Consider the following 20,853-nt stretch of genomic DNA (forward strand, 5'->3'; position numbering starts at 1 on the left):
AGTTCTAATCTCTGCAAGTTCTAATTTCCGTTCTTCATTCATTAGACTTTATTGGAAATAAAGTTTTTGGGGTTGGAAATTGTTTTGTAGCGCGGCTCCGCCGCGCTACAAAACAATTTCCGATAAAGTCTAGTAAAGATTGCCAGCATTGCCTTGACATTGACATTGATGTCAATGTTTATCCTGAAACGGTTGATTGATGGATTTTAGACGGTATGGCTTGCAGTTTTCCAACTTTGGGACAGCGGCGGTTGCGGGATTGGGTGCAAACCTATGCAGATGCGATCGCAGCCGCGACGTGTGGGCTGCTCACCCTGTTGGGATGGTTGGCCCTAGGGGGCAACTGGATTAGCTTGGGAATTTGGGTTTTACTGGCGGCTTACGTGATCGGCGGATTTGATAGCGCCCGTGAAGGCTTGACCACCCTCTGGCAGGAACGGGAACTGGATGTTGACCTGCTGATGATCGTTGCGGCAGTGGGGGCGGCAGTGCTTGGGCTGTGGCAGCAGGAGTATTACCTGCTGGTGGACGGAGCAGTCCTAATTTTGATTTTTGCCATCAGCGGGGCACTGGAAAGCATTGCCACGCATCGGACGGAGCGGAACATCCGCAGTTTGATGCAGCTTACGCCAGATACGGCGAGGGTAATCGCGCAGGGACAAGAGCAAATGGTGGCAACCCAGCAGTTACAGGTGTGCGATCGCATTCTTGTTAAACCGGGTGAACTGATTCCCACAGACGGTTTGGTTCAGGAAGGATACAGTGCCGTGAATCAGGCTCCCATTACCGGAGAATCGATTCCGGTGGAGAAAACAGTGGGTGATGAGGTGTTTGCCGGCACCATCAACGGCAATGGAGCTTTGACTATTGACCTGCACAAGCCGCCGGAGAGCAGCCTGATTCAGCGGGTGATTCGGCTGGTGGAGCAAGCTAAAACCTCTGCGCCGCCGTCTCAGCAGTTTCTAGAAACCTTTGAGCGAGGCTATGCCAAAGTGATTGTGGGAGTGGGTCTGCTGTTGGCGACTCTGCCGCCCCTGCTATTGCAGTGGGACTGGGAGACAACTATCTATCGGGCGCTGATTTTTTTAGTGGTGGCCTCTCCCTGCGCGCTGATGGCGGCGATTATGCCGACGCTGCTGTCCGGAATTGCGCGAGGGGCACGGCAGGGCATTTTGTTTAAAGATGGGGCGCAGCTAGAAACAGTGGGGCAGGTGCAGGCGATTGCCTTTGATAAAACCGGCACACTGACCACGGGTGTACTTCAGGTGAGTGATCTGTTCCCGGCACCTGGTGTCGATGCGAATCGAGTGCTGCAGATTGCGGCATCTTTAGAAGTTTATTCAGAACATCCCATTGCGGAAGCCGTGGTACAAGCTGCGCAGCGGCAGCAACTGCCATTGATTGCAGCTCAAGCGGTGCAAGCGGCAGCCGGCCAAGGCATTTCTGGCCTGATTGAAGGAGCCGCTGTTCGCTTAGGGAAGCCTGAATTTGTCCTGATTAACCGAGCAACCGCAACCCTTACTAAAGGCTCATCACCACAACGCTTGGAGGCTGATCCCGCGATCGCACCTGATCTGTTCCAGACTGGCCAGCGACTTGAACAGGCTGGCAAGACAGTAATTTGGGTGAGTCAACAACAGCAGGTGCTGGGCTTACTGGCAGTTGCGGATCAGGTGCGTCCCACGGCCCCAAATTTACTTGAAAAACTACGGCAATTGGGCATTGCTGTGACGGTCATGCTCACAGGAGACAATGATGCCACGGCTCAGACCGTGGCTCAATCCGTCGGCGTCGATACCGTTTACGCCAACCTGCTGCCAGAGGATAAAGTCAGCGTGATTCAACAACTTCAGCAGCAGTATCGGACGGTTGCGATGGTAGGAGATGGCATCAATGATGCGCCCGCTCTGGCTCAAGCGTCCGTGGGCATTGCAATGGGGAGCGCAGGCAGCGATGTGGCGCTGGAAACCGCTGATATCGTGCTGATGGCTGATCGACTGGAAAAGCTGGAGCAGGCCATCCAAATTGGTAAAAAATCTCAGCGCATTATTCGGCAAAATATTGCGATCGCGCTTACGTCTATTGCTCTATTAATGGTGGCCAATTTCCTGGGCGAACTAACTCTGCCAGCTGGTGTTTTGGGCCATGAAGGCTCGACTCTGTTGGTGACGCTGAATGGGTTGAGGCTGTTGAAGGGCTAGAGGGCTAATACCGAGTTCGTGCCAAAATCTAGATTGTAATGTTGTAAAAGCCGCGCTGAGCGCGGCTTTTACAACATTACTCGGCTACTTTGTCGCTTATTTTGTTACTGAACTTAACTATTTACTGAGGACTTCACTTGCCGCAGCGATGCCTGCGCCGGAGGTAAAGCCATCGTGACCTAGTTCAAACAGAGTGGCTTCTAAAGCTGCGATCGCAGTTAGGATGTCGCGATCGTTAACAAAGCCCAGATGACCAATCCGGAAGATCTTGCCTTTCAGGTGATCCTGGCCGCCCGCCAGGGCAATGTCGTACTTCTTCTTCATGATGCCGCGTACGGCTTCCGCGTCTACGGACTGGGGCATCACAGCCGTAATGGCAGGGCTAGCGCAGTCGTCACCACCAAACAGCGGTAGGCTCATGGCTTTCATAGCGGCACGGGTCGCGGTCTTATGGCGAGCATGACGCGCAAAGATCGACTCTAGTCCTTCTGCCTTCATCATCTCTAACGCAGCGTGTAGACCGAAATAGAGATTAATCGGCGGTGTAAACGGTGTGGAATTCTTAGCAGCCGCTTTGCGGTACTTGCCCAAATCAAGATAGAACTTAGGCAGCGTAGCAGTTTCATAGGCTTGCCACGCTTTTTCGCTCACGCTTACGAAACCGAGTCCTGGCGGCATCATAAAGCCTTTCTGCGAACCGGAACCGACTACGTCTAAGCCCCACTCATCGATGGGGATGTTATAAGCGCCCAGGCTGGTAACTGCATCCACGATAATCAGCGCACCGTGGGCTTTCACATAGCTATTGATGGTTTCCAGGTCGTTCAACACACCCGTTGAGGTTTCGCTGTGGGTGATGATGACGGCTTTGATGGATTTGTCGGTGTCGGCTTCTAGGGCTTGACGGAATGCTTCTGGATCGAGCGGTTTGCCCCATTCGGCGGAAATGACTTCGGTGTTCACACCGTAGGCTTGACAAATCTTGGCCCAGCGATCGCCAAATTTGCCATTGACGCCGACCAATACGCGATCGCCTGCACTCAAAAAGTTAATAATACCGGCTTCCATTGCGCCAGTGCCGCTAGCGGCCAGCGTCAGCACGTCGTTCTTTGTCTGGTGAAGCCACTGCAGACTGGCGTTAATCTCGCCAATCATGGCACTAAATTCACCGCTGCGATGGCCAATGGGGTGTTTTGAGATCGCACGCAGTACTGTTTCGGGCACGGGCGTGGGGCCCGGAATCATCAGCATCAGCTTGTCGTCCATGTGTCTGTCCTGCTTGTACAATTGTGGGTCAAATTTTTGGCGTACTATCCAGGATCGCACAAGTTGCTCAGGTCAGACGACTGAGATATCTGCTAGATGTCAACAAGGCATGAGTAAGCTGCGATCGCGCTGCAATCTCTGCGGTTTGTTGGCAAAGTTCCAATAGCATCGACTGCTCAGCCATCATGTGTAGAGAATAGGCGAGTAGCTTACAACGTCTAAGATTCCTAAATGATTGCCGTTTACTGCATCGATTAACGTATGTGAGCATTCGCAATGCATAACATCGATTGACCTGGGGTAAGAGCCGATAGGATAGTTGACAGTGCGTTTTACTCAATAGCCAGGACAAACTATGACGCCTGCCACTTCTTCTGCGATCAATCTCGACCCGTTTTGGATGCCGTTTACCGCCAATCGGCAGTTTAAGGCCAAACCCCGTATGCTGGTGGCAGCCAACGGCATGTACTACACCAGTGACGATGGTCGTCAAATTTTAGACGGTACGGCTGGATTGTGGTGCGTCAATGCGGGGCACTGTCGTCCCCGGATTGTGGAAGCGGTGCAGCGGCAGGTGTCGCAGATGGACTATGCGCCGACGTTTCAGATGGGGCATCCGGCTCCGTTTCAGTTGGCGGAACGCTTGGTGGACATGCTGCCGGAGGGCTACAGCCAGGTATTCTATGCCAATTCTGGGTCAGAGGCAGTGGATACGGCGCTGAAGATTGCCTTGGCCTACCACCGGGTTCGGGGTGAAGGTGCGCGTCAGCGGCTGATTGGGCGTGAACGCGGCTATCACGGGGTTGGGTTCGGCGGCATTTCAGTGGGCGGCATTAGCGGCAATCGTAAGCTGTTCGGTAGCTTATTGACTGGAGTAGATCACCTGCCGCATACGCATAACCTGGAACAGAATGCCTTTAGTCGGGGGCAGCCTACTTGGGGGGCGCACCTGGCGGATGAGCTAGAGCGGATCATTGCGCTGCACGACCCGTCAAATATTGCCGCTGTGATTGTGGAACCTGTCGCGGGTTCGACAGGCGTGTTAATTCCGCCGAAGGGATATTTGGAACGGCTGCGCCAGATCTGCGATCTCACAGGTATTCTATTAATCTTTGACGAGGTAATCACCGGATTTGGCCGCTTGGGAGCTGGCTTTGCGACAGATTATTTTGGCGTGAAGCCGGATTTGATCACCGTCGCTAAGGGGATTACCAACGGCACGATTCCGATGGGCGCGGTGTTTGTTCGGGAAGGAATTTATGAAGCGTTTCTAGAGAGTACGGCGACCGGGATTGAGTTTGCTCACGGTTACACCTATTCGGGGCATCCGGTTGCCTGTGCAGCGGCGATGGCGACACTGGATGTGTATGAAGAGGAGCAGCTTTTTCAGCGAGCGGCGGATCTGTCGGACTATTTTGCCGATGCAGCCCATGCGCTGCGGGGTTTGCCGCATGTGATTGACATTCGCAATATCGGTTTAGTAGCGGCAATTGAGCTAGAGCCAATCCCTGGGCAACCATCAGTTAGAGCGATGACGGCCCTCCAGCGCTGTTTTGAGCAGGGGCTACTGATCCGCACAACCGCTGACATCATTGCGCTCTCGCCACCGCTGATGATTGACAAGTCACAAATTGATCAGATGTTCGATACGTTGGCCGCAGTGCTGCGGGATTTACCTGCTGATTCCGATTGAGGCTTTAGGCTGATTGACTGACAAAACTCTTGTTCCTCCTGTTCTTTCGTAGGTTGGGTAGAGCACTAGCGGAACCCAACAAAACCCGGATTGATGTTGGGTTTCACGGTGTTCAACCCAACCTACGTGGGAACTTGTGTCAATCAACCACGGCTGTAGGAGTGGCTGAATGTGTATCAACTTCAACTGTTGCGGTGCATGTAATGTAACCGACTGTATGAGGCAATCCCGAATTTGAGCCAATCAGGAGATAATCGGAACAATCCAGCAGCGATGCTGATTACGTTCTCCTGACTCTCCTCAGTCCTATGAATCGCTTTTTGCTCTCTCCACCGCGACTCCGAATTGGCGAAACGGCTGAAAATCAGCCGCGTCATGCCACCTGGCTTGAACTGTTCTACGATTTGGTCTTTGTAGTTGCCGTCTCGCAGCTTGCCCATGAACTGGGGCAAAACGTGACGATAGCGGGATTTTCGGGATTTGTGGCGCTGTTCATTCCGGTGTGGTGGGCTTGGATTGGCACCACGTTCTATGCCAATCGGTTTGACAGCGACAACGTAGTGCGGCGGGTGCTGATGGGGCTGCAAATGCTGGCGATCGCATCTCTGGCGGTCAATGTGCATCACGGTTTGGGAGAGTCATCGGCAGGGTTTGCCTTATCCTACACAGCGGCGCGATTTGTGCTGGTGCTGGAATATCTCTGGGCGGGCTGGTGCATTCCGGTGGCACGGGGACTGGCGACGCGATATTCGATTGGATTTGCGATCGCGGCCACGCTGTGGCTAGTTTCAGCTTTTCTGCCAGTGCCGTGGCGGTTTGTGCTCTGGGGCGCAGGACTGGTGATTGATTTCGCGACACCGTTCTCAGCGCTCCAGTTTCAGCGTCAGCTCCCGCCCCATACGGAGCATTTGCCGGAGCGGTTTGGCCTGTTCACAATCATTGTCTTGGGCGAGGCGATTATTGCGGTGGTCAATGGCGTTTCGGAAGTCGAGTGGACGTGGATGAACGGTTTGACGACTGTGTTTGGCTTTGTGATGGCGTTTTGCCTGTGGTGGCTCTACTTTGAAAACGTCAGCGGGACGGCATTGAATCAGCTCCGATCTTCTGGAAAGCTGTTTTGGGCGCAGGTGTGGCTGTATGTGCATCTGCCGCTGGTGATTGGCCTAGCGGCAGCAGGTGTTGGCGTGGAGCAGATGATTATCAGCCAGGATGCCGTAGCGCTGCCGACGCCGGAACGCTGGCTGATCTGCGGCTCTGTCGCACTGTACTATCTGGCGCTGTCTATCCTGCACCGCTCCGGCATGATCTACTTCTGCAAAGCCCGCACCAAGCACCGCTTAGCAGCTGTGATGATTTTGCTCATACTTGCGATCGCAGGTGTGTCGCTGCTGCCGATTACCGTCATGGGGCTGATCGCGTTGATCAGCATTGTGCAAGTGATGCTGGATATCTACCAAGGGAAGGCCGTTGCCACCTCACCCAGCTTGGCGAGTAAATAACCCGGTTATCCCCAAAACGTTGGGTAGGGGCGGGTTTAGCCAGCAGATGACAAATCTAAAGCAAAACTGACCAACAAAACCCGCCCTTACGACCAACATTTAACCGACATCTAAAAATGCTGAAATCCGGTCTGTAAGTCTAAAACTAAATCATCATATTCACCTGATTGATCTCGCACAACAACCTGCGGCTGTGTCGTTGTGTGACCGACAATTGCCGCACCGTTACCCAGTTTTTCAACCAGCGCTTTGGCTAAGGCCGAGTCCAGACAGAACACCAGTTCAAAGTCTTCGCCGCCGTAGAGCGTCCACTCTACCGCTTGTTCAGCCGATACCCAATTGGTTAGAGCTGGCGGAATCGGCAACTGCGATCGCACTAATTCAGCGCCCACTCCACTGGCGGCACAGATTTGCAAAACGGCATTGGCCAGTCCGTCACTGCTATCCATTGCGGCAACTGCGGTTTCACCAAAGTGTCCCTCTTCAGCTAGCAACTGACGCAAACCCTGGACGGCATCAAAACGAGGGATGGGTCGCTGGTGGGCTTGAATGAAGGTCTGGCGATTGGCAGGCGTTAGCTCTGAACTGCGATCGGGATGAAGCAAGAGTTCCAACCCCGCCCGTGAGGCACCGTGAACTCCAGTGACAACAATCGCCTGCTCAGGCTGAGCCGCATCGCGTCGCCAAACTTGATCGGGCTGAACGATACCGAGAGCAGTAATTGCCAGGGTAATCAGTGGTGCCCGACAGATATCGCCACCAAGAATCGCGCCCCCGTGAGCCGTTAAGCAGTCAGCCATGCCCTGATAAACCTGTGTAACCCATTCCACGTCAGTATCTCCGGGTAGACTCAGGCCAACGGCAATCCCTAGCGGTGCGGCTCCCATTGCGGCTAGGTCGGACAAATTCGCTGCCGTGGCTCGCCAGCCGATATCGGTTGGGGACGTGGTGCGATCGCTAAAATGAACGCCATCGACCAGCACGTCTGTGGTGACAACGGTAGATTCTCCGGCGGGAATATCAATGACAGCGGCATCATCACCAACCAAGTCGGCAGCGCAAAACGGTTGGATGCGCTTGAGCAGTCCTAGTTCGCCAATATCTTTAACTAAAGTCACGGGTCATCTTCCCATAGGATTCACGCTTGATACCTGGTGAAGCAAGGCTCCAGTTGAAAACCCATGATTTATTGTTTGCGAAACGCTTGCTAAGCAAGCGTTTCGCAAACAATAAATTGGGTCCTTATACGCGGCTTCTCAATAACTACACGACTTGGCAATCTTCTCATTTTTAGAGCTAGAGAGAATCATGGCTTAAGCAGGCATGAGCACCTCCACGACTTGCGCAACCGATTGGCCCTGGGCAAAGAGTGACTGGCATAGCTGCACGAGGGGATGAAAGGCTTGGCGAGTCAATCCATAGAGCTTCTGGCCAATGCTTGACGTTGTGCTTGCAAAGCTAAACTTTTCAGATGTCCCCCCAGCCACCGGAGCAGTCTGGATGAACGACTGCGCCAAGCAACTTAAACAGACGTGGCGGTTGACCGCATCCTCGTTGCGGAGCTGAGCCGATTCCAGGCCACAGATGGCTTTGGTAAACTCATGAAAAATCTCACAGGGCCAGCGATAGCTCCAGGTGATGGCAATGCGCGAGACATCCCAGTGTAGGGCATCGGTCACTAAAAAGCGGGGGGAATCGGTCAATTCCTGGGTTTGATGAACAATGACAATCCGTTTGCGTCCGATTGTCTTGAGGCGTACGACTTTGCTAAAGGCCCAAATCTCTTTCACTTCGCCGTTGCGTTGACGGATACGGTAATGCCGAAACGACTGGGCAGATTCGGTACGAAGCTGGTGAGCCACTTGGTCAATACGAGTCCATTGGTTGTGCCAGAGTACCGAGCGATTACAGGCCAGTTCACTCACCCAATGTACTATGCCTAACTTCTAGTTCCCGTCCCGTGCGAGTTCTCAGCACTAGCCTAGAGCCATGATGACCAGGACTGCGGCTACTACCAGCTTGTTTTTGTTGATCTTCAAGTGGTTTTAGCCAACGTTCAACTGTACGTCTACTGGGAGGTTTCCCTTTCGTTACCCAGTACTCAAATCCTGATCCTTGTTCTCGCTGTCTAATCAGCTTTCCAATCTCAAAATCTAGGTCTTCACCTTGCCATCCTCTTTGCTCAAGGGCAATAATTTCAGACTTGATTTCTGCTTTAGCCAGTGCGTAAGCTTTGACATTAGCGGTTTCCACAACTTGGGCACGAGTCTTACTCTTAGTCCCCTTGTTACCAGCCTTGTAATCCTTGATCACAAAGTCATACCAGAAGTCACTTTTGCGAGGCTTTCCCTTGTCTTTTCTATGTGTCGGTTCAAGAAGGAAAGCAAGTCCATCTTCTTCCCATGCCTTGACTAACCGTCTGACTGTGCGGGTGGACTTACCAAGTTTGTGAGCAGCTTCTTTAAGCTTTTGACTATATTACTTCTTACTACAAGGTTTTCGGAGATTACGCACAATATCCAGTTTTAATCGCTGCTCTCCTGAGAGCTTTAGATCCTTGTCATTGGCAAAACGATAATCTAAGAATTCAACAGTCTCTTTGTCTTCACTGAAGTTAGAAGATGGTGAAGGTGTATCGAGTTGTAGATCTTTGGAGTAACTTTGCTCAGCATCCCGTTCTAACTCTGGGCTTTGACTACAATCAGCCTGAGTGCTTACTGGATTGGAAAACTAATCTGATCCAGATTAATCTCATTTTTGATATTACGCATGTTCATGAGCAGTTCAGTAAGAGCATACGAACTAAAGGACAAACGTACTCAAATGATATGCCAAAGTCCCACAAATTTGACATTTAGTTTGTCGGCAACTCACTTCTCATGCTAAAACCCTTACTAGGCAAGGGTTTTAGCATGAGAAGTGAAGCCTTTTTATAAATGGACACTGATTGTGACGCAGTCTCAAAGAAATGACATTGATTGTGACGCAGTCTCAATCATCTCGTATTTTGCATGCCGAATGCTTGTATTGCTTGCTGTATAAGGGTTTCAAGAGCAAGCAGAGTAGTGACATACAATGTGACGGACGGACATATAATTTGACGCTCAACAGCATCCGTAATCGTCACAGGTCAATCTGTATCTTTAGTGGACAATATATTACATGTGTAATACATTGTTGCCAAGCGTGTAATACAAATAATACGTTTCGTCATGTTGCACAATTTGATTACTGCACCCTATAGCGCCGCCGAATGCTGTCCCACTGAGGGTACGGGCAGATCGTCCATGCTATGCAGCTGGCTATTGGGATGGGGCGAGATGTATCGATTTTTTGATGCTAAAGCTGTTCGCCATACTGCTGTCAGCTTCATCATCACAGGGTTAAAACCGAATCGGTTAATGAATGGTTTACTCAAAAGCGGTAGGAGCAGGTTCAATCCTGTTTCGTAGATAGGAAAAGCATATGAACTGCTTCAGCCCCCGCTTTTAGTGATCAAAAGCGGGGGCTGTTTTGTGGAGGAAAGAATGATGCCCGTTCGACAACAGAGCCAATCATCTTCAGTCTTACAGCGCCAGGTAGTGGTGTTTTCTAAAAACTACCTGCCGCTGATGCGAATTAATACCAAGCGTGCGATCGCACTTCTGGTCACAGGTCAAGCGGAAGCCCTGGATTTTGGTAACGCTCAGCAGTGGCAAGTCCGCTCACCCAATCTCGTACTACAGGTTTCCGAGCACATTCGCCTAGTGAGTAGTAACCCCGAGCGGCAGTGGAAAGTGCCACCCGTTAACCGCCGGGAAGTCTTTCGCCGCGATAACCACACCTGCCAGTACTGCGGCAGCACCAAGCATCTGACGATTGACCACGTCATTCCCCGCTCCAAAGGCGGCACCCATACCTGGGATAACGTTGTCGCTGCTTGTAGTACCTGTAACTCTGCCAAGGGCGACCGCTTACTGCATGAAATCAGCATGACGCTCAAGAGCAAGCCCAAGGCACCTATCCATCCTGCGATCGCATTTGCCGAGCAGTTCTGGATCGAAAACGATTGGAATTCATGAGTTGCGATCATGAGTTGCGATCGCAGTTAAGGGAACTGATAGCTCAACAACGTATGTATACTACAAGTTTCAGTTCCCTCCTTAAACTCTTACACAGAAAGCACTTCAAGCTTTTTTCAAAAAAATGTAGTATGACCTCTTGACAATTGCATGCTACATATACTACAAATGTAATATGACAAGCCAAGGAGCACTACCAATGACGACTAGCTCCCTAGTATTACTCAAACGAACGGCAGTCAAACTCAAGTCGAGCAAAGCAGATCATCAATCTTCTTCCTCACCTTTAGAGTATTCGCCGGATCACAGCCTTCAGTCTCATCGCTTGACAAACCAAACTCAAGCCCTCCGCGATCTGAGGCAAACCTATTACCTGGAGCGGCGCAGCTTTCTATAGTACCTGCTCCAAGCCCACTCTGAACCTTGACAACTGAATGCCACCTTTAAAGATTGTGGTTTTCTGGATGTGAGAGCGGAACGCTCACAACCCGAAAACCACTACTACTTGGGGATGTAGCTTAGCCTGGCTCAAAGCAGTCGCCTGTCGAGCGAAAGATCGTGGGTACCGCTGCGCGGAAGCAAGCTACGAATCCCATCATCCCCGTATAGCCGTGTGGACGACTAGATAAGTCGCTGTGATTCTCAGTCACAGAGAAGCGAGTGCAACTCTCGTCACGGCTTTATTGCCTTCAATGTTCTTTGTTGTGTGGGCTTGGCCCACACAACAAAGAACATTGAAGGCAATGCTAACTCCAGGTCGCCAAGTGGGAAGGCATTGGTCTGCAAAACCGATTACTCGCGGGTTCAATTCCCGCCCTGGAGTCCAATCACTGCAGCGTAGCTTAACTGGCAAAGCCCCAAGTTCATACCTTGGTAGTTGCGGGTTCAACTCCCGCCGCTGCTACCACTGCCTAAATGTGTTTTCTGAGAAAGCGGGGTACTTTGCGAAAGTAAGTCACAAATCTAGTCTCTGCGATTCTACGGTGTCTTTCACAGTAGAACGCTAAACCTGGTGCCGTAGGCAAATTGGTAAAGCCACAGGTCTTTCACACCTGCGTTTGCGGGTACTGCTTCGCAGAAGCAAGCTACAACTCCCGTCGGCACTGCCAACTTTTTTGTGGGTCGGCTCGCCTATAGGCGTGGGCAACGGTCTGTAAAACCGCCGCATACTGCGTTGCTGGTTCAATTCCAGCCCGGCCTACCAATTCATACCCAGATTAAGCAACACCAGAAAGATGGAGAGTAAACCGATTAGGCAATCGGCGCTGTTTGCTAAACAGATGGATGAACAATTGTGGTTCGAGTCCACTGCTCTCCGCCTTGACCTAACTTTCATATAAGGCTTGCCCCGCAGGCTTTTCATAAACAAATCAGCATGAGGACGTGGTGTAACTGGATAAACATCTCAGACTACGAATCTGAAGAGTGGGGGTTCAAGTCCCTCCGTCCTTGCCAATTTGGAGAGTACCGCTGAATGGTCGGCAACTGGTCTTGAAAACCAGGGTAGCTCTCGGGCTAGGGGTTCGATTCCTCTACTCTCCGCCAAATGGGAAGTTGGTGAAGCTGGTGCTCACGTGCCGCTGAAGACGGCGAGATGGCAGTTCGTTCGCGAAGCGTCTCCGAAGGAGAATCCTGTCACTTCCCACTTGGGTAGTTCTAGTAGCTTGTCGTTATAACGACGAAGTCGCCAGAACAACAAGCTGGACTATCCCATTCGTTGCCCTATAGCTTAACTGGCAGAGCAAGCGGCTGTTAACCGCGAGGTTGCAGGTTCGATTCCTGCTGGGGCAGCCATTGATTGAACTGTGAAAAGCTTGCGCAGCAAGCTTTTCACAAAACACAGATATCACTGCCGAGTAGACGACATGGAAAGTCGCTGTGACTCTGAATCACGGAGATGCTAGTTCGAATCTAGCCTCGGCAGCCAATGCCCTGTGGTGTAACTGGCAACACCCCGCCCTTTGAAGGCGTAGTTCTAGGTTCGAATCCTAGTGGGGCAGTTGGGAGGTAAACAGTCGCCTGGGTCAAATTGCTGCGCGCCTCCCATTTCATAAAAAGGATAGTGTGTCGCGTGCGATGCACACGACACACTTCACAAAACAGATTTTTGCTGCTGTAGCCCAACTGGAAGAGGCGCTGGTCTTAGAAACCAGAGGTTGTGGGTTCGACTCCCACCAGCAGTACTGTGGCGGTAGTTATTAGATTCAGGTCTTTTACGGAGCGGTTAGCCATTCCATAAAAGACCAATCCAAATTGCGATCGCAACTATTACAACTACCGCAACTACCACAACATCGGGATGTAATTCAGTGGTCAGAAGCCTTGGTTTGGGACCAAGGAGTCGTAGGTTCGAATCCTACCGTCCCGATTTATCCATCCTTAGGCACCGGAGGCGGAAGTGGTGGACGCGCACGCCCGATAAGCGTGTTACTAGCAGGTTCAACTCCTGCCCGGTGTACCACTTGATGGGGTTGTATCTGAGCCACGTATGGCTCAGATACAACCAGGCTGGATGAGGGTCGTTGGCAGAGCGGATATGCAGCCGCCTTTTAAGCGGAGAGATCCAGGTTCAACCCCTGGGCGACCCACTGGATTTTGGATTGGTGATTTTGGATTGCGGATTCTGCCCCCTTATTCGAAACCTAAAGTCATCGATCCAAAATCCGCTTGGGCTGTTAGCTCAGTTGGCAGAGCAGCCGCCTCTTAAGCGGAAGCGCGTAGGTTCGAAACCCACACAGCCCACTTGGATTTTAGATTTTGGATTTTAGATTGTGCTCACCAATCCAAAATCTAAAATCCTTAAGCCCCTGTGATGCAAACGGTAGACATAGCTTGCTTAAAACAAGTTTGTTGCGAGTTCGACTCTCGCCAGGGGTATTGCGGGGATGGAGCAACAGCGGCTCGGAAGGTTCATACCCTTCAAATCAGTGAGTGCAATTCTCACCCCCGCGACCAAATGCTGGTGTGGCTCAACGGTAGAGCAACTGTTTTGTAAACAGTCGGTTGCAGGTTCGACTCCTGTCGCCAGCCCCACAGCTTTCATTGAATCTTGAAGAGGTTATTTGGCCGCCGTGTCGCGGCGGCCAAATAACCTCTTCAGGTTCCTAATCCAGAATGTGGACATGGTGTAACGGTAGCATGTGAGGCTTCCAACCTCTTGGTGTGGGTTCGAATCCCACTGTCCATACCAAATGCGAATGTAGTGTAAGGGTCAACATCGGAGTATGCCAATCTCCAGATGCGAGTTCAAGTCTCGCCATTCGCTCTTGATATCAAGTCCGCGTATAAGAACCCAGCTTATTTTTTGTGAAACGCTTGTGGAACAAACGTTTCACAAAAAATAAATCATATTAGTCCTGTAGCTCAACGGGAGAGCAAGCGCCTTACAAGCGAGAGGTTGCGGGTTCAAATCCTGCCAGGACTACTATACGTACACTCACATTTTGCACCTTGCCAACCGAAAACCCGAAAAGGTTATTTGGTTGCCGCGAACGGTAGCCAAATAACCTTTCTAGGTTTTGATGCGAGATGTGAATATGTGTACATTAAGGGAGTGTCGCCTAATGGATGAGGGCATCGATCTTCTAAATCGATAGGTGTAGGTTCGAGTCCTACCACTCCTGCTAGTCCGCGCAATGCTTGCCTAGCAAGCATTGAATAAAGATAAACATATAGATAGCGCTGTGTATGTTGGTTAAGAACAGTTGTGTGTGGCGCTTCGTGCCACACACAACTGTTTTTGTACTGAATGCGATTACAAATCGCTATAACTATTCAATTAGCTCAATTTGGCTGTCGTCTCCCACCATGAAGCGGAGAGCTTTGGGGCGTTTGGGCGTGGCGACGACTCTGGCGCGTTGACCAATTAGGCTATCGACAATGCGCTGGTGAATGCCGGAAACGGTTGCACCTTCGAGCACCACGCTGTGGTCAAGGTCAGCATCAATCAGCGTCACCCGATCCGCAATGCTGCTGTAGGGGCCGATAAAGCAGTTTTCAATATGGCAGTCTTTGCCGATGATTACTGGGCCACGGATGGAGCAGTTGGTAATAGTTGAGCCTGCGCCAATTTTGACCCGACCGATTACGCGGCTTTCGCCATCTACAGTGCCATCGCAGGTGACGAGCGGACACTCATCGAGGATGATGCGATTGGCTTCGAGCAGGTCATCTTTTTTGCCTGTGTCTAGCCACCAGCCACGAAGCTGACAGGCAACGACCGATTTTTGGTGATCAATCAGCGTTTGAATGGCGTCGGTGATTTCCAGTTCACCGCGAGCCGAGGGTTGGATACGTGCAATCGCATCGTGAATTGTAGGTGCAAAGAAATAAATACCGACTAGGGCCAGATCTGACGGCGGCACTTTGGGCTTTTCGACCAGTCCCACGACTTGACCATCGGCCATTACTTTGGCGACACCAAAGGCGGTGGGATCGCTTACCTGCTTGAGCAAAATCAGTGAATCAAGCTGGTTTTGATGAAACTGATCGAGAAAGTCATGCAGCGGATCTTGAATTAGGTTGTCGCCCAGGTACATGACAAATGGTGTTTGGCCCAGAAAAGGCTGAGCGGTTTTGACCGCGTGAGCCAGTCCACCAGGATGTTCTTGCAGAATGTAGGTGATTTGCACGCCAAAGCGAGAACCGTCGCCCGTTTTGTGGCGGATTTCGTCACCTGTTTCCGGATTAATGATGATGCCGATGTCCGTAATCCCAGCCGCAGCAAGGCTTTCGATACCGTACCAGAGAATCGGCTTGTTGGCGACGGGGACAAGCTGCTTGGCCCCCGTATGAGTCAGAGGCCGCAGGCGAGTACCCTTACCGCCGGAGAGAATCAGCGCTTTCATGGACTTGGACATATTCGCGGAGCATCTGCCGTAATGACTGCCGCCAGTGGGGAGGCGACGTTCCCAAAACTGTAGCTATTTTGGCACAGTGCAGAACCGAGTAGGCCGGACGCCGCGCAGGCGTCGGATAATCCGCAGTAGTAATCGGCGTCACCTGCTGTACCTGGAGCGGCAAACCAAGCTGCTCAGCTTCCTCGAAAGTGGCTACAGCAAAGTCATACCAACTGGCGACGCCGCTGTTGGTGAAGTGATACGTACCGTATAGCTCTGAGACGCTATCTGTTTTAAGTTTGGGAATGAAAGCTGCGATCGCACTTGCAATCTCTCGCGCCCAGGTGGGACTACCAATCTGATCAGCTACAACCCGCAGTTCTTTGCGCTCTGCACCGAGCCGCAGCATGGTTTTGACAAAGTTGCCGCCGCCTTCCGTGCCGTAAACCCAAGCCGTACGCAGAATGATAAACCGCTGAGTGCGATCGCAGATTCCCTGCTCACCCAGAAGCTTGGTTTTGCCGTACACGCCCAGTGGATCGGTTGGATCAGTCTCGCGATAGGGCGTACTCTGCTGGCCGTTGAACACATAATCAGTTGAGACGTGAATCAGCGGAATCTCTAGATCCTCTGCTGCCTGTGCCAGTTGAGCTGGAGCTTCTGCATTGATCCGATGCGCCAGTTCCGCTTCGGTTTCGGCCTTATCTACGGCAGTGTAGGCAGCGGGATTGATAATTAAATCCGGTTGCAAAAGTGCGATCGCATCTTCAATCTTGTCCGGCTGGGACAAATCCAAGGCTTGCCGATCCAGCCCGATTACCTGATAGCGGGAATCGTCACTGAGCAAGCGGTTCAGCTCCGCCCCCACCTGTCCGGTAATCCCCGTTAAAACAATCCGCATGGTTCAAATACGTCTGCTTCCTGTAGGCGCTGTCCGGTTTGATCTTTGGCGGAAAGAATCGGCTCCACGCCCTCCAGCGGCCAGTCAATGCCAATTGCCGGATCGTTCCACAAAATGCAGCGCTCGTGCTGCGGCGCGTAGAAATCGGTTGTTTTGTAGAGGACTTCGGCGGTGTCGGACAAAACCAGGAAGCCGTGGGCAAATCCGGGCGGCACCCAAATCTGATGCTTATGCTCGGCATCCAGAACGCAGCCGACCCACTCGCCAAACGTGGCGGAGTCTTTGCGAATATCGACTGCCACATCGAAAATTGCGCCCTGCACGACGCGAATCAGCTTACCCTGAGCTTGGCGAACCTGGTAGTGCAAGCCGCGCAGGGTGTGCTGTTTGGACTGGGAGTGGTTGTCCTGCACGAAGTCAACGTCGATGCCAGTCTGTTCGGCAAAGCGCTGGCGGTTGTAGCTTTCCAGAAAAAAGCCGCGATGGTCGGCAAAAACCTTGGGCTTAATCAGCAATACGTCGGGAATGCGAGTTGGAATAATCTCCATGCGTAGAGAGACAGTTCAGTAATACGTCAAGGGGATTATCGCATCTTTGGGGTGAAGCGTGAGGGGAAAGAGAGTGAGGTGCGATCGCAATTATTCTTGATTCTTCTCACTCTCTCCAGCTTGCTGAAGGATTTTTTGGATTAGCGGGTCGTTCAACCACATACCGCAGCTTTGCAGTTGCTCAATGTAGTGATCAGGCATTCTCAACGTCTTGTTCAAGTTCTGCGGCTGTCATCTGGAATGGAGAGACATGATAGCGCCCTAGAGTCATCAGGAAAGCGGCTCTAGACATTCCTGCCAACTGAGCTGCACGACCAGAGGATAGCTTGCCCATTTCAAACAACTTGACTGCGGCTAACGTTGCTAGTTCCTGTGCAATGCTCTCTGGCGTTTCTTTGAGGCTAATCAAAACTTCTTCAGGAATTTGAACTTGAATGGTAGCCATAGAACTATTGGGCTAAGTATGCAACTATTTTAAGCTACGTGTCGAGCATCAAGACTATGGGGTTTGCGCCAGCGCTACCACTAGAAGCTTTGTTGATAAATGTGTCGCTAGGGTTTAGAGCAATGATCGCACTTCCACTGCAACCATTAGCGTCGAATCCATTTGGTGAGAATCCGCATTGGTTTACCGCTGATTGGATCAATTTGAGGCTTGCTCCAAGCACGAGGTTCGGCAAAGCCAAGCTGGTGCAAGGTCTTAACAACTAGATCAATATCAATTTCAGCACCGTTGAGGAACTATCAGATGAGTTTGGGCCATTTTGAAAAGTAAGTGCGATCGCAGTTCGTTATTTGGCTAAATCCTGACGTAAGCCGTGCCCGATGTAAAACTTAAGTAGGGACTCAACGGACATGTCTCGCTTGTTTGCAATGTTCTCTAAATCCTGCAATGTATCGATTGGGATGTTCAGCGAGACTGTTTTTGATGGTCGGGGCTTGAGTTTGAGTTCAAATTCTGGTTCAGACATTTCGCTTTTTAGTATTTTTGATCTTATATTTCGTCTTCTATATTTAAGGTTATTGAATATAGAAGAATACAGATTTAAGTTTCTGCGAAATCGCCTGCTGTACAAAGGATATAAGCGGTGCTAATGGGTATTAATAAATTATTAAGGGAATAATATCGTCAAGCATTAAGGGATTGAGCACTGTGGACAAAGAGCAAAAGCCAGGAACTCGCGACCAGATTGAGCTGACTAAAGCTGAATATCTTTATGACATTCGAGATAAAGATGGTAAGGCAATTGACTATGAGACAACGAACGGTCGCCAGCTTTTTGAACATTATCGTCACAATATGACAAATCACGATACAGTGGTCGGTTCTCTCATAGAAGAAGGGCGAAATACTGAGTATGAGCGACATGAGGCATCAATAGGTTCAGCAGAGCAAGTTATTGAATATTGCCGAGATGAGCATATAAAAGTCCATAAAGATGCAAAACTAAAAGGGAATATCCTCAAGAATTTAATGCAGAAAGCTGGTGTGGGTACTGCAACTGCATTAACAGGTATTCTTGATTCCTGGTCTGAGGGTATTAAGAAAATAGCCAGGCTAGAGAATAGCCAACGCGGATTACAGACGTGGAACGACACCTATCGTGTTCAGCAAAAGCTAGTTAAAAAATTACTGATTGACGATGGTGTTGCTCAAGAAACTCGCAATAAAGTTGATGCTATTTTTGGAACTCGCTCGTCTCGAAAGGCTATCGAACTGGGAGCAACTCTGGTTGATTTAAAAAAATCTGAAGTTCTCAAATTAGTTAAGTCTGCAATTCGGTATGCAAAAAACGTATCGGAGAATGACTCATGAAGATGCAGGAAGTGAAGCAGGAGGTATATCGCCTAACCTGCACAAAAAACACAAAGCAACTTAGAAAGGAACGTCCTGATCTAACAGATGCTCGAGATTTACGCTACAAGGCACCGTGGATTGAAGTTTTAGAAAAAATCAAAGAACTTCGCGAGAAAGGACTTGATATGTCCTTAGAAGATCTAAAGAAATCCGAACAAATGCTGAAAGAATCTCTATATTCTGTCGGGCGGATGACAGGGCTAGACGACGAAACAATCGAAATCAATTGGCAGCGCATTAAGCTCGAAGCCCAATTTGGTGATGTTCATATTGAGGAACTGTAATGCAAGTTCTAATCACCGATTTAGCGTCTCTGCCTAAAGTTAGTGGCATTTATCTTGTCCGAAATGCTGATGGAGAAGTGATCTATGTTGGGCAGGCTAAGAACATTCATCAACGTTGGAATAGCGGTCATCATAAAATCGGTGAGATTCTAGCCGAGTGCAAGGCAGAAGCATACATTTCTTGGGCTGAAGTCCCCGAGTGGTTGCTAAACCGAGCAGAACATGCAGCAGTTGGTTTTTATAAACCTAAACTAAACTATAAGATGCCTTCGGTTATCTGATTCGATTTGCTCATAAGGCTCTTGGGTTACTTATATAAAAACATTTGTTGATATTTGACAGTAGAAGTTTTCCTTCTCTAGCTTTTTAAATAGCTCCTGTCCGAGTCTGAGAGATTGCATCAACTCGTAAAGCGGATACTGCATTTTTTACGGGTACAGACGAAAGAATATGATGCAAAGCATGGAGAAATTGCTCCTCATCCATACATCTAGCTGGAGGAGTACTTTGTATAAGTCCAGAGATGAGAAGAGGATATAGTCCTGCAGAATGTCTTACTTGAAGTAATGCTATGGAGTAATTATTAAGTGATGGCACTTTCGCTTTAAGATAGATGACCGATTCAGGATTTTGCTCATTGTCCCATCGGTTTCCCACTTCACTCCGCTCTACTTCACCAACAACTAAGCCCTGAGTTTTTCTGGTTAATAAATCAGCCTGATCTTTCAAAATTGTAAAGGGTGTTTTTATATTTTCTACAGGAGGAAGTTCCCCCCATAAATCTTCTACCATGATTTGCTTTCTCCTAGTTCACTATTAAAAAACTTAGATGACTGTTTCTTTCAATTGAATTAGAATCGGTAGATGGTCAGACAAATCTGGAACTCTTTTTAAGCCTTTAACCAAGCTTTGACTATTGATTTCTGTCAGTACGCTTATATTCTCAATCGAAAATTGTTCTAGACTTGCTGGTCTTAACAAAATCTGATCAAAAGTATTCCAAAAATAATTTATGTAGCTTCCCGGTTGATAGTAGTATGTACCGGGAGGGCCTGATGAAAGATCTCCTAAATAGCTCCACATAGGATTGTAGAAAAAAGTCTTTTGTCTTCCTTGAACTTTTCGGCTAACACTTCTAGCAATCGCTTGATCCATAACTGCGTGAAGAGCATCAGAACTTACCATCCCTTTCTCAAATGGATTCATATTGAAATCACCAACCAAGATTGTTCTTTGATTATTTCGCTCAACTTCAACTTCAGAAATTACTTCAGCTAATCTCATTGCCTGAAAAATCTGATCATCTTCACTCATGTGGAGTTTACTTGGAAGATGAACTCCTACTAGCAAAAAGCTACTACTGAGAGGTGGAAACACTTCTTTGATTGAAATCCCACCCTCATCCAAAACATTCTTCATTCGCTCTGGCGTATATCTATGAAAGAAAGCAACTTTGGGATTAGGAGCATACTGAAAGATATAAACAGGATCTGATAAACCTATCTCTCTGTTTAGCTCAAGCAGTAAATCATTAGCCAAAGACAAATTGAATTCCGCTAGAACGACTACATCAACCTCATACCTTCGACAGGTCTCGGAAATTTCTGGAAGCAATGGCTTTTTGTTGAGATTCCAAAAGAAAAGCGTTAACACTTTTGTTTGATCTTGCAAGTATGAATGAACTCATTTTAGAGTTTTTGCCTG

At 49.7% G+C, this 20,853-nt stretch carries 18 protein-coding genes, 22 tRNA genes and 1 pseudogene; 30 read left to right on the forward strand and 11 right to left on the reverse strand.

What is annotated here, in order from left to right:
• Window positions 1–215: 215 nt before the first annotated feature.
• A complete protein-coding gene (locus AC286M_RS24630; RefSeq protein ID WP_488206908.1) occupies window positions 216–2,201 on the forward strand; it encodes a heavy metal translocating P-type ATPase in 1,986 nt (661 codons plus the stop codon).
• Between the two features lie 117 nt (window positions 2,202–2,318).
• Here the strand turns inward: AC286M_RS24630 and AC286M_RS24635 are convergent, their stop codons facing one another.
• Window positions 2,319–3,467: a pyridoxal-phosphate-dependent aminotransferase family protein gene (locus tag AC286M_RS24635; protein ID WP_488206909.1), complete on the reverse strand. Its 1,149-nt coding sequence runs from the start codon at window positions 3,465–3,467 to the stop codon at window positions 2,319–2,321.
• Between the two features lie 355 nt (window positions 3,468–3,822).
• Between AC286M_RS24635 and aptA the strand changes: the two genes are divergently transcribed.
• Together aptA and AC286M_RS24645 are read left to right on the forward strand one after the other, a co-directional pair.
• The gene (aptA, locus tag AC286M_RS24640) at window positions 3,823–5,160 is read left to right on the forward strand and encodes an omega-aminotransferase AptA (RefSeq protein ID WP_488206910.1); all 1,338 of its coding nucleotides are present in this window, start codon (window positions 3,823–3,825) and stop codon (window positions 5,158–5,160) included.
• A gap of 308 nt (window positions 5,161–5,468) precedes the next feature.
• Window positions 5,469–6,659, forward strand: coding sequence for a low temperature requirement protein A (locus tag AC286M_RS24645; protein WP_488206911.1), 1,191 nt, complete (start codon window positions 5,469–5,471; stop codon window positions 6,657–6,659).
• 110 nt (window positions 6,660–6,769) lie between these two features.
• Here AC286M_RS24645 and thiL read toward each other — a convergent pair whose 3' ends face one another.
• The 4 genes and pseudogenes from thiL to AC286M_RS24665 all read right to left on the reverse strand — a co-directional run.
• Window positions 6,770–7,777, reverse strand: coding sequence for a thiamine-phosphate kinase (thiL, locus tag AC286M_RS24650; protein ID WP_488206912.1), 1,008 nt, complete (start codon window positions 7,775–7,777; stop codon window positions 6,770–6,772).
• A gap of 195 nt (window positions 7,778–7,972) precedes the next feature.
• Window positions 7,973–8,584 carry a transposase family protein gene (locus AC286M_RS24655; RefSeq protein ID WP_488206913.1) on the reverse strand — a complete coding sequence of 204 codons (612 nt, stop codon included), beginning with the start codon at window positions 8,582–8,584 and terminating at the stop codon, window positions 7,973–7,975.
• On the reverse strand, window positions 8,577–8,972 hold the full coding sequence (locus AC286M_RS24660) for a hypothetical protein (RefSeq protein WP_488206914.1): 396 nt from the start codon (window positions 8,970–8,972) through the stop codon (window positions 8,577–8,579). The genes AC286M_RS24655 and AC286M_RS24660 overlap by 8 nt, the downstream gene beginning before the upstream one ends.
• Window positions 8,973–9,014: 42 nt before the next feature.
• Window positions 9,015–9,113, reverse strand: a pseudogene (locus AC286M_RS24665) (helix-turn-helix domain-containing protein); the annotation flags it as partial.
• A 1,073-nt stretch (window positions 9,114–10,186) separates the two neighbouring features.
• Between AC286M_RS24665 and AC286M_RS24670 the strand changes: the two are divergent.
• From AC286M_RS24670 to AC286M_RS24785, 24 genes are all read left to right on the forward strand, one after another.
• The gene (locus AC286M_RS24670; RefSeq protein WP_488206915.1) at window positions 10,187–10,720 is read left to right on the forward strand and encodes an HNH endonuclease; all 534 of its coding nucleotides are present in this window, start codon (window positions 10,187–10,189) and stop codon (window positions 10,718–10,720) included.
• A 199-nt stretch (window positions 10,721–10,919) separates the two neighbouring features.
• Window positions 10,920–11,117: a hypothetical protein gene (locus AC286M_RS24675; protein WP_488206916.1), complete on the forward strand. Its 198-nt coding sequence runs from the start codon at window positions 10,920–10,922 to the stop codon at window positions 11,115–11,117.
• 110 nt (window positions 11,118–11,227) lie between these two features.
• Window positions 11,228–11,324, forward strand: a tRNA-Asp gene (locus tag AC286M_RS24680).
• A 146-nt stretch (window positions 11,325–11,470) separates the two neighbouring features.
• Window positions 11,471–11,546, forward strand: a tRNA-Cys gene (locus AC286M_RS24685).
• 5 nt (window positions 11,547–11,551) lie between these two features.
• Window positions 11,552–11,627, forward strand: a tRNA-Met gene (locus tag AC286M_RS24690).
• Window positions 11,628–11,731: 104 nt separating this feature from the next.
• Window positions 11,732–11,829: transfer RNA gene (locus AC286M_RS24695), tRNA-Glu, on the forward strand.
• Window positions 11,830–11,839: 10 nt separating this feature from the next.
• Window positions 11,840–11,924 (forward strand) — tRNA-Tyr (locus AC286M_RS24700).
• Window positions 11,925–12,097: 173 nt separating this feature from the next.
• A tRNA-Arg gene (locus AC286M_RS24705) sits at window positions 12,098–12,175 on the forward strand.
• Between the two features lie 4 nt (window positions 12,176–12,179).
• Window positions 12,180–12,265, forward strand: a tRNA-OTHER gene (locus AC286M_RS24710).
• Window positions 12,266–12,438: 173 nt separating this feature from the next.
• Window positions 12,439–12,514: transfer RNA gene (locus tag AC286M_RS24715), tRNA-Asn, on the forward strand.
• Window positions 12,515–12,570: 56 nt separating this feature from the next.
• A tRNA-Gln gene (locus AC286M_RS24720) sits at window positions 12,571–12,647 on the forward strand.
• Window position 12,648: 1 nt separating this feature from the next.
• Window positions 12,649–12,720 (forward strand) — tRNA-Gln (locus AC286M_RS24725).
• 109 nt (window positions 12,721–12,829) lie between these two features.
• Window positions 12,830–12,903: transfer RNA gene (locus AC286M_RS24730), tRNA-Leu, on the forward strand.
• A 112-nt stretch (window positions 12,904–13,015) separates the two neighbouring features.
• Window positions 13,016–13,088: transfer RNA gene (locus tag AC286M_RS24735), tRNA-Pro, on the forward strand.
• 15 nt (window positions 13,089–13,103) lie between these two features.
• Window positions 13,104–13,181 (forward strand) — tRNA-Ile (locus AC286M_RS24740).
• 55 nt (window positions 13,182–13,236) lie between these two features.
• A tRNA-Lys gene (locus tag AC286M_RS24745) sits at window positions 13,237–13,308 on the forward strand.
• 81 nt (window positions 13,309–13,389) lie between these two features.
• A tRNA-Lys gene (locus AC286M_RS24750) sits at window positions 13,390–13,462 on the forward strand.
• A 61-nt stretch (window positions 13,463–13,523) separates the two neighbouring features.
• Window positions 13,524–13,597, forward strand: a tRNA-Leu gene (locus tag AC286M_RS24755).
• A 1-nt stretch (window position 13,598) separates the two neighbouring features.
• Window positions 13,599–13,675: transfer RNA gene (locus tag AC286M_RS24760), tRNA-Met, on the forward strand.
• Between the two features lie 3 nt (window positions 13,676–13,678).
• A tRNA-Thr gene (locus tag AC286M_RS24765) sits at window positions 13,679–13,753 on the forward strand.
• 83 nt (window positions 13,754–13,836) lie between these two features.
• Window positions 13,837–13,910 (forward strand) — tRNA-Gly (locus AC286M_RS24770).
• Between the two features lie 3 nt (window positions 13,911–13,913).
• Window positions 13,914–13,985 (forward strand) — tRNA-Gly (locus AC286M_RS24775).
• 87 nt (window positions 13,986–14,072) lie between these two features.
• Window positions 14,073–14,144: transfer RNA gene (locus tag AC286M_RS24780), tRNA-Val, on the forward strand.
• A 125-nt stretch (window positions 14,145–14,269) separates the two neighbouring features.
• Window positions 14,270–14,343, forward strand: a tRNA-Arg gene (locus AC286M_RS24785).
• A 147-nt stretch (window positions 14,344–14,490) separates the two neighbouring features.
• On the opposite strand, the gene AC286M_RS24790 is transcribed toward AC286M_RS24785, so the two are convergent.
• The 4 genes from AC286M_RS24790 to AC286M_RS24805 form a co-directional block, all read right to left on the reverse strand.
• Window positions 14,491–15,579 carry a glucose-1-phosphate thymidylyltransferase gene (locus AC286M_RS24790; RefSeq protein ID WP_488206917.1) on the reverse strand — a complete coding sequence of 363 codons (1,089 nt, stop codon included), beginning with the start codon at window positions 15,577–15,579 and terminating at the stop codon, window positions 14,491–14,493.
• Window positions 15,539–16,459, reverse strand: a complete 921-nt coding sequence (rfbD, locus tag AC286M_RS24795; RefSeq protein ID WP_488206918.1) for a dTDP-4-dehydrorhamnose reductase — start codon at window positions 16,457–16,459, stop codon at window positions 15,539–15,541. Before rfbD ends, AC286M_RS24790 begins: the two co-directional genes overlap by 41 nt.
• Window positions 16,444–17,007, reverse strand: a complete 564-nt coding sequence (gene rfbC / locus AC286M_RS24800) for a dTDP-4-dehydrorhamnose 3,5-epimerase (protein WP_488206919.1) — start codon at window positions 17,005–17,007, stop codon at window positions 16,444–16,446. Before rfbC ends, rfbD begins: the two co-directional genes overlap by 16 nt.
• Window positions 17,008–17,200: 193 nt before the next feature.
• A complete protein-coding gene (locus AC286M_RS24805; protein WP_488206920.1) occupies window positions 17,201–17,452 on the reverse strand; it encodes a UPF0175 family protein in 252 nt (83 codons plus the stop codon).
• Window positions 17,453–18,160: 708 nt separating this feature from the next.
• Here AC286M_RS24805 and AC286M_RS24810 point away from each other — a divergent pair.
• Genes AC286M_RS24810 through AC286M_RS24820 form a run of 3 tightly spaced genes read left to right on the forward strand, consistent with a single transcriptional unit; the run spans window position 18,161 to window position 19,430 of the window.
• Window positions 18,161–18,823: a hypothetical protein gene (locus AC286M_RS24810; RefSeq protein ID WP_488206921.1), complete on the forward strand. Its 663-nt coding sequence runs from the start codon at window positions 18,161–18,163 to the stop codon at window positions 18,821–18,823.
• On the forward strand, window positions 18,820–19,149 hold the full coding sequence (locus tag AC286M_RS24815) for a hypothetical protein (protein ID WP_488206922.1): 330 nt from the start codon (window positions 18,820–18,822) through the stop codon (window positions 19,147–19,149). Before AC286M_RS24810 ends, AC286M_RS24815 begins: the two co-directional genes overlap by 4 nt.
• Window positions 19,149–19,430, forward strand: coding sequence for a GIY-YIG nuclease family protein (locus AC286M_RS24820; protein WP_488206923.1), 282 nt, complete (start codon window positions 19,149–19,151; stop codon window positions 19,428–19,430). The genes AC286M_RS24815 and AC286M_RS24820 overlap by 1 nt, the downstream gene beginning before the upstream one ends.
• 85 nt (window positions 19,431–19,515) lie before the next feature.
• On the opposite strand, the gene AC286M_RS24825 is transcribed toward AC286M_RS24820, so the two are convergent.
• Window positions 19,516–19,941, reverse strand: coding sequence for a hypothetical protein (locus AC286M_RS24825; RefSeq protein ID WP_488206924.1), 426 nt, complete (start codon window positions 19,939–19,941; stop codon window positions 19,516–19,518).
• 33 nt (window positions 19,942–19,974) lie between these two features.
• On the reverse strand, window positions 19,975–20,820 hold the full coding sequence (locus tag AC286M_RS24830) for an endonuclease/exonuclease/phosphatase family protein (RefSeq protein ID WP_488206925.1): 846 nt from the start codon (window positions 20,818–20,820) through the stop codon (window positions 19,975–19,977).
• Window positions 20,821–20,853: the final 33 nt, after the last annotated feature.

It is taken from the genome of Thainema salinarum CENA647 (assembly GCF_057732415.1).

Bases quoted from the DNA above. Each gene is read 5' to 3' on its own strand.
- aptA (WP_488206910.1), top strand. From the start codon at position 3,823: ATGACGCCTGCCACTTCTTCTGCGATCAATCTCGACCCGTTTTGGATG.
- AC286M_RS24630 (WP_488206908.1), top strand. From the start codon at position 216: ATGGCTTGCAGTTTTCCAACTTTGGGACAGCGGCGGTTGCGGGATTGG.
- AC286M_RS24670 (WP_488206915.1), top strand. From the start codon at position 10,187: ATGATGCCCGTTCGACAACAGAGCCAATCATCTTCAGTCTTACAGCGC.
- AC286M_RS24645 (WP_488206911.1), top strand. From the start codon at position 5,469: ATGAATCGCTTTTTGCTCTCTCCACCGCGACTCCGAATTGGCGAAACG.
- rfbD (WP_488206918.1), bottom strand. From the start codon at position 16,459: ATGCGGATTGTTTTAACGGGGATTACCGGACAGGTGGGGGCGGAGCTG.
- AC286M_RS24805 (WP_488206920.1), bottom strand. From the start codon at position 17,452: ATGGCTACCATTCAAGTTCAAATTCCTGAAGAAGTTTTGATTAGCCTC.
- AC286M_RS24675 (WP_488206916.1), top strand. From the start codon at position 10,920: ATGACGACTAGCTCCCTAGTATTACTCAAACGAACGGCAGTCAAACTC.
- AC286M_RS24635 (WP_488206909.1), bottom strand. From the start codon at position 3,467: ATGGACGACAAGCTGATGCTGATGATTCCGGGCCCCACGCCCGTGCCC.
- AC286M_RS24790 (WP_488206917.1), bottom strand. From the start codon at position 15,579: ATGTCCAAGTCCATGAAAGCGCTGATTCTCTCCGGCGGTAAGGGTACT.
- AC286M_RS24815 (WP_488206922.1), top strand. From the start codon at position 18,820: ATGAAGATGCAGGAAGTGAAGCAGGAGGTATATCGCCTAACCTGCACA.
- AC286M_RS24820 (WP_488206923.1), top strand. From the start codon at position 19,149: ATGCAAGTTCTAATCACCGATTTAGCGTCTCTGCCTAAAGTTAGTGGC.
- AC286M_RS24825 (WP_488206924.1), bottom strand. From the start codon at position 19,941: ATGGTAGAAGATTTATGGGGGGAACTTCCTCCTGTAGAAAATATAAAA.
- rfbC (WP_488206919.1), bottom strand. From the start codon at position 17,007: ATGGAGATTATTCCAACTCGCATTCCCGACGTATTGCTGATTAAGCCC.